General features: G+C 52.4%; 6 protein-coding genes. 1 reads left to right on the plus strand and 5 read right to left on the minus strand.

The window, feature by feature from the left end; genetic code table 11:
* Window positions 1–564: 564 nt before the first annotated feature.
* Entirely contained in the window at window positions 565–861 is a 297-nt protein-coding gene (locus tag NNN71_RS23095) for a DUF406 domain-containing protein (RefSeq protein WP_223803212.1), read from the minus strand.
* Window positions 862–1,111: 250 nt separating this feature from the next.
* Here NNN71_RS23095 and NNN71_RS23100 point away from each other — a divergent pair, with 250 nt between their 5' ends.
* On the plus strand, window positions 1,112–1,534 hold the full coding sequence (locus tag NNN71_RS23100) for a hypothetical protein (RefSeq protein ID WP_167575182.1): 423 nt from the start codon (window positions 1,112–1,114) through the stop codon (window positions 1,532–1,534).
* A 109-nt stretch (window positions 1,535–1,643) separates the two neighbouring features.
* On the opposite strand, the gene NNN71_RS23105 is transcribed toward NNN71_RS23100, so the two are convergent.
* The 4 genes from NNN71_RS23105 to NNN71_RS23120 form a co-directional block, all read right to left on the minus strand.
* Complete coding sequence (locus NNN71_RS23105) at window positions 1,644–2,750, minus strand: fimbrial protein (protein ID WP_271459445.1); 1,107 nt, start codon at window positions 2,748–2,750, stop codon at window positions 1,644–1,646.
* Between the two features lie 12 nt (window positions 2,751–2,762).
* A complete protein-coding gene (locus tag NNN71_RS23110; protein WP_271459448.1) occupies window positions 2,763–5,216 on the minus strand; it encodes a fimbria/pilus outer membrane usher protein in 2,454 nt (817 codons plus the stop codon).
* A 77-nt stretch (window positions 5,217–5,293) separates the two neighbouring features.
* Window positions 5,294–5,959 (minus strand): fimbrial biogenesis chaperone, encoded by a 666-nt coding sequence (locus NNN71_RS23115; RefSeq protein WP_271459446.1) that lies wholly within the window; start codon window positions 5,957–5,959, stop codon window positions 5,294–5,296.
* A gap of 66 nt (window positions 5,960–6,025) precedes the next feature.
* Window positions 6,026–6,607, minus strand: coding sequence for a fimbrial protein (locus tag NNN71_RS23120; RefSeq protein ID WP_271459447.1), 582 nt, complete (start codon window positions 6,605–6,607; stop codon window positions 6,026–6,028).
* Between the last annotated feature and the right edge of the window lie 165 nt (window positions 6,608–6,772).

Raw genomic sequence — 6,772 nt, forward strand, 5'->3', positions numbered from 1 at the left:
ATATAACACTTTTTCCATATCGATATCATCATCCCCCTCTTTGCCCCCTCCTTTCAACGTAAAAAACCAAAATCCCCAACAAACTCAATCACCTTCCCCACCAACCACACTGCCGCCAGCCCATCGGTGATTACCAGAGTCATCCGATGAAGTCCTAAGAGCCCGCACGGCGCAAGCCCTGCGGGCTTTTTTGTGTCTGCAATTTGTCCCGCGAAGTCCGAAGAGAACTCATTAAATCCGAACCTTTTAGGCCAATTAATAGGCCCAACGAAAAGCTCTACTTTTTCGTTAGGTCTAAACGCACGGTGACGGGCTTACTTTGTTAATAAAGTCCCGTAGTAGTAAGCTCTGGCAGTTGCATTATGATCAGCTTCAGACAAACAAATGCACCTATGCAGCCTCCGGCTGATAGGTACGAGCAAGATAATAAAGGACAAGAAAGCCCGATATAGCACGATGGCAACCGAGGTGGATAAACACATTTTCCCGGCAGAGCCTACAAGATGGCGTTTAACAGGCCTGCCGCTGTTCATCAACTGAACATCCCGGCAGGCGCGCTTACACTCAGAATGCGGAACGTAGTGATAATTCAAAAATGATCTTTTCTGCCTGACAAGAGAAAGTGACAGAAGCGTCCAGTTTCACCTCGTTATCGACGTTCAGAATCTGATACTCAACCTCTGGATTCCCATCCGATGCCGCAGCAGAAGCCAGTTTCTGGATTTTAGCGACCGCTAGCTCCGCTTCATTTTCCGTTGGAAAAATTCGCTCGATTTGAAAGGTACAATCGTCATTTTCAATAATTGTACCAATATCGATTGCACATCCCTTGGTACTGCACTTATCAACAACATCTTTCATAATGATAACCTCGTATATTTGCTCTCAGGATAGGACGCTACCGAGGGAAAATCCATACTTTTAGTGCGTAAACCGCCCGGTCGCTTACGATACGAACTGCCGTGAACGAAGCTCACCTTTGCCTCCAACGGTCATAACATTCATTCAAAAGCCAGATGATTCACTTACAGTTTATTCCTGGAGACGCATAATCTCTGGTATGCCAACCTTGTTTATGCTCATAACACTGAGATCGTTAGATGAGGATATTATGAAAAAGACAATGATTGCATTATCTGTACTTATGCTGGCATCACCGGTTTTTGCCGCAACGACTCACGCAACTGACGACACCGTAGCCGCAGCACAGGAAAACGCCAACACAGCGAAGGAAAAGCTGCATCAGGCGCAGAATCAGGGTGAAGAGCTGAAGCTGAAATCGAAACATGCCGCCGAAGGGAAAAGTGACAGCGTCGGCAGCCAGGTCAGCGAGGGTGCGCAGAAAACCTGGCATAAAACCAAGGAAGGAACGGAAAAAGGTTGGGATGCCACCAAAGAAGGCGCTCAGAAAGGCTGGGATAAAACCAAGCAAGTTAGCCAGAAAGGCTGGGACGCCACCAAAAAAGGCGCTCAGGAAGGCTGGGATAAAACCAAAGACGGCGCCGCAGAACTTGAGAAAAAAGTCAGCGAGTAACCGGACGTTCATACAAAAAAGCCGCATCAGCGGCTTTTTTTACATCGGTCTGACCCTTTTAAGACGGCAGATCAATTCAACGATGATAGGGGCATCTCGCCCTTCCCCATTAATTATAAACCAGCGTAAACGTCGCCATACTGTTCGCCGTCCCGGCGTTAACCACCGCGCCAGTCTGCACGTAATGGGCAGAGAAATTTATCCGCTCGGCGCTGGCGGCGTTGCTTGCCGTAATCGTCTTCAGTACCGGAAGGTTCGTAGCTTCATTAATACTCACCGCCGTTCCTTCTGCAGGCGCTGATGCGCCGTTGTTACCGTAGTTCAGCGCCACACCAACGCCGCTGGCCGCCGCGCTGGTCTTTGTGAGCGCCAGAATATTCGGCTGCCCGGACGTATCCTCCACGCCAAAGAACCCCATCCGTACCTCCGTCGGCTGCGAGCAGTAAACGGGAATAGCAAACGTCTGGGCGCGCCCACCGGTCGTCCCAATGCCTTTAAATTCAGATTTATTGACGGAGCCTAACGCCACGTGAATCGTGGACGTGGTGACCTGGCAGCTACCGCTGGCGCCGATATCGACGTTAAGCGCCGACAGCCCGAGGAAAGTTGGCGACGTACTGGTCGTGGTTTGCCCCGATGCCAGCTGCAGTTCCATAAACAGCTTCCCCACCTGCGGCTGCGCATCAACGTTGGTATGATTGCCCCCGGACAGGTTCACCTCGCCGGTTTTGTAGAAAGTGATATACGCCTTAATGATCACCTCTTTCATGCCAAGCAGCGTAGGCATATCGGCACTATCGCAAATGGTCGTCGACTCGTTCCCCGCCGGAGACGAGCTCCCGTCAATATAATGCACCGGACCGCCATTGCACTGGAACCCAAGCGAGTAACCCAGACCGTTGAGCTTGCTGGCAAAAATATGCACGCCATTCACGGCGATCGCCGCCCCCTGGGTATCCATCTGCTGATATACCAGGCGCTTCCAACCCGCGGCGGGAACCGTTAAGTCGCAGGTAAAGCGTATACCGCTACTATTATCGGCCATTGAACCGGACATCTGCGAATTGAGCGGCAGCGAAGGCAGGTATTTGATGTTCTGCGTATTCACCGTCATATCGCCGATGGTATTACTGCAGTTTTCCGCCCAGGCTTGCGAGCTATTCAGCCCCGCGATGAACAGTATAAAAACGCAAATACGCCGTAACCCGATGTACATACTCAAGCCTTTTTATATACAGACCGCGTTCACCGTTTTAACCGGATTACGCTGTTGGTTGTTGGGAAGATGGAAATGGACCGCGCAGCTTTGCGAGACATGGCCGACATCCCAGCGCACAGCCAGGATGCCTTCATCCGGAACGCCGCTAAGATACACCTGGCCTTGCTCTGCCACGATCCCCGATGCCGCGCCGTCCACGCCAGAAAGCGTTGCGCTAGCACCAAACGGCAGCGGGCCGTTTTTGCCTCGAAGCGTAAACAAGACGCGCTGACCAATATGCGTCTGATAATCAGCCTCTACGATCGCGCCGCCGCCGGGGATCACCGTTTGGCCTTCCAGTTCAACCTCGGTTTCATCCGCCATGGATTCGGTATCCAGGCTAATATCGTTTTTACGATACGCCGTGAGCGTCGGCACGATGGCATAGCCGCGCCAGTCGGTGTGCAGATCGGTGCCATTTTGAATCGCCACATTGTCCGCGCCAGGAGCGCGAACGATGGCAAAACTGTCGCCGGTATACTGGCCGAAGGTAATGCCGTGAGGATGCGCCACAATGGAGCCAGACGCTCCCCAGTTAATCTGGCTGGAGGTTTTATCGCGCTGGTAGCCAAGCTGCGCTTCGCCATAGCCGCCGCGATAGTCCAGCGATACACCGCTGTTGCTACCCTGACCATTATTGCCATAGCCCTGCTGCACGGTGTAATAGAGATTATTCTTCTCCAGCGCTGAGCCATACAGCGAAGCCTGCTGTGAGGCATAACCGTTGTTATTGGAGGTGGTGCTGTAGCTAACGGAGGCATCCGGCAGCACCGGGCCTAACGGGATATTGAGGTTGAAAGAGAGCGAACGATCGTTTTTATTGCTTTGCGACGACTGCGTATAGTAATAGCCCACCCCCCAGGAAACGCTGTGCCAGGCGCTATAGAATCCCACATGAACGGTCTGATCGTGGCGCGGGGAATGCCAATACGTTTGCGTCCAGGCAGAAGCGGACAGGCTACCTGCGCTCCCTAAGGTTTGCGACAGCGAGATCTCTTCACGATTCCGCTTGTTGTCCGTTTCGCCATAGCGCCCCTCGAGGGCGTTGGCCTCGCTAAAATCGTAGTACCCGCTGGAAGAGTAGCGGTAGCTCGCCAGGCTCAATGTCGTGCCGGTAGTCACGAAGTCTTTTTGATACTGTAGCCGCGCCGAATGCCCGTTATAGCGCTGTTTTGACGGCGTGCGGGTGACCGCGCTGGTGTAATCAGCGCCCAGCGAGCCCAGTACGCCAAATCCGCGCCCCGCGCCGGCCGACCAGGATTGGTAATCCTCCGCAATCTGCGCGCCGCCGTAGAGCGTCACGCCAGCAGGTAGACCGTAGAACAAAGTGGACTGCATAAACTGCGGACGGCGTGTCTGCGCCTGCGCCGAATAAAAACGTCCCGCACTGACGCTGTATTTTATGCGCCCCTGACGCAGCATAAACGGCACCGCTGAAAACGGTTGGGTAAATTGACGCTCTGAGCCATCGCTCTCTTTGACCGTCACGTCCAGATCGCCGCTCTGCGAAGTCGGGTACAGATCGTTAATGACAAATGCGCCCGGCGCGACAAAGGTTTCGTAGATGACATAGCCATGCTGAGAGACCGTCACTTTGGCGTTACTGTGAGCCATGCCGCGAATTGTCGGCGCAAAGCCGCGCAGGCTGTCCGGAAGCATCTCTTCGTTGGACATCAGTTGAATGCCACGAAACTGCACGCTGTCGAAAATATCACCGCTGGTATAGGTGTCGCCCATGCGCAGCTGACTCTGTAAAGCGCGCACGTCATGTTGTAGATAGGTGCTTTGCGAGCGCCAGCGGCGAGTCTTGTCGTACTGCATGGCGGCAATATTGCGCAACCGCCAGCCGCCCAGGTTAATACCGCTGCGCAAGTTTAAATAGCTGGAGCGAAAGTCACCGCCACTTTGCTGCGTCTGCGCACCGGTCAGGTTATAGTCGACAAATGCGGCGGGAATGCCATCATCCCAGCGGGAAGGGTCGACATAACCATGGCTTTGCAGATTCATCGCCGCCTGCGGAATGCTCAGTTTGAGTCGCTGTTCGGTGAAATCAAACGTGCTGGAAGCATCGGGAATGAACTTGCCAATCAGGCTGAAAGTTTCCCCTTCATGCAGCGAGTCAAATGCCGAAAAGGCGCTAACGTTTACGCCATACTCGGCCAGCTGCGCTGGCGTTAAAAGTGGCTGCAGCCTGCCATTAACATCGACAAATTCAATGGTTTCATGGCCCATCTGCTGGTTATTGACCCACACATCCACCGGATAACGCCCCGGTTGCTGGCCACCCGGTTTCGCGAAATAGTGCAAGTCGGCCATTTTCTGTTGTGGGTCGGAAAGCTCTAACGCCGAAGGGTCAAAATAGTCCTCTGCCCGCGTGGTATTTTGGTAGCACAGCAGCAAAAGCGCTGCTGGTACGCAGGCCATCAGCGGATGACGGCCAACGCTAGCCTCATCAAACACGTTGTCGGAGGTTAACTTTTTCACAATGAGAGCCAGTCAGGTTACTGCTGAGCGTAGTCGGTAATACCGCCAAAGTCGTTAATCGCTCGCCACTTCACGGCGCCTGAACGATTAACCGGCCACGATTGATCGCTGAAGGGAGCAATCATGCCTGGCGACTCCAGTTCTTGCCCGCCAACGGACAGTGAAAAGAAGGAGACAAAATAGGCTGTGGGGTTATGAGCAACCAGACGGCTCCCGGTCGAACGGAATGTTAGCGCCTGCCAGGCGCTTTCCGCCTCACCGGCTAAATTTTTCGGTCGATAAAAGATCTTAAACTTCGATTTAATATTGACCTGCAGTTTATTGGCATCGTCTTTTTGCGTCGGGGCAATACTTTTTACGTTCAACCAGAACACGGACTCACGGTCAGTAGGTAATTGCGCGCCGGTGTAATTAATTCGCAGCACATTTTTCTGCTCAGGCTCCAGACGAAAGAGCGGAGGAGTCACAATAAACGGTGGCTGCCCCTTATCCGTAGTCAGATAATTTTCCACCCACGACTGGACCAAATAAGGTGTAGCGCTATCGGCATTCGTCACTGAAATAGATGCCTCACGCTTACCTTCTTCATAAATAACGCGGGTACCGCCCATAACGATCCCCGCCTGAGCGCCAGATGAGATTATGAATAAAGAAATAGCCAGGCTCGCGATAAAACGATTCATTGGAAAACCAGAGTTAGAAAATAACAGAGAGATTGAGCAGAAGGCACCTTCTGCTCAGAGCTTTAATTAGTTGTAAACCATGTTAAAGTCAGCGACACCGTTTGCATTCCCGGTAGTGACGGCAGTGCCCGTAGACTTATAGTCGGCGTAGAAGGTGAGATCGGCAGAGCCGGTGCCAGATGTCCCCGCAGTAACCGGATGCTTATCCGTTACCGCTCCTAAAGCCACCTGTTTACTTTGATTTTCTTCATACAGCTTGATGCCGATACCCGTGGCGTTACCGGTACCCGTGTTAATTGCAAGCAGAGACGAGTCGGTTTTGTCTTTATTACCATCAAACAGTACGGCAACCTGAGTTACCGAACTTGGGCAATCTTCGACATTAATATGGAAGGCAGTTTTGGTCGTCTCAATGCCGCTCCCGGTGAAATAGGATTTTGCCCATTTGCCAAGATCGACCTGCTGATTGGCGCTTTTGCTGGTGACGTTACAGGAAACATCCGTAATGGAGCCGGTGAATTCAACCTGCCCGCCTGTACCTTGCGTCCCCGCTGTTGAACCAAGGTTAGTGGTCACACCAGCAGCGGCTACCGCACCCGATACCACTAAGCCGATGACACTTGCCATAATACGAAATTGTGTTTTCATTCTTCATCTCTGATTGATATACATTGATGCTGACGGTTGCCGGGTAAAAACGATTTATCCGCGCCTCGCCGTAAAGCCCTCCATGATTATTAATCTTCGATTCCATCCACAGGGTATTAAACAAGTAATCGCACTCCGCGCCTTTATAAAGACGGAGAGTATTTT

It is taken from the genome of Kluyvera sp. Awk 3 (assembly GCF_028069715.1).
Lineage (GTDB): Bacteria > Pseudomonadota > Gammaproteobacteria > Enterobacterales > Enterobacteriaceae > Kluyvera > Kluyvera georgiana_A.

Excerpts from the sequence above, each read along its gene's own strand:
- NNN71_RS23115 (WP_271459446.1), bottom strand. The coding sequence starts at position 5,959 with ATGAATCGTTTTATCGCGAGCCTGGCTATTTCTTTATTCATAATCTCA.
- NNN71_RS23120 (WP_271459447.1), bottom strand. The coding sequence starts at position 6,607 with ATGAAAACACAATTTCGTATTATGGCAAGTGTCATCGGCTTAGTGGTA.
- NNN71_RS23095 (WP_223803212.1), bottom strand. The coding sequence starts at position 861 with ATGAAAGATGTTGTTGATAAGTGCAGTACCAAGGGATGTGCAATCGAT.
- NNN71_RS23100 (WP_167575182.1), top strand. The coding sequence starts at position 1,112 with ATGAAAAAGACAATGATTGCATTATCTGTACTTATGCTGGCATCACCG.
- NNN71_RS23110 (WP_271459448.1), bottom strand. The coding sequence starts at position 5,216 with ATGGCCTGCGTACCAGCAGCGCTTTTGCTGCTGTGCTACCAAAATACC.
- NNN71_RS23105 (WP_271459445.1), bottom strand. The coding sequence starts at position 2,750 with ATGTACATCGGGTTACGGCGTATTTGCGTTTTTATACTGTTCATCGCG.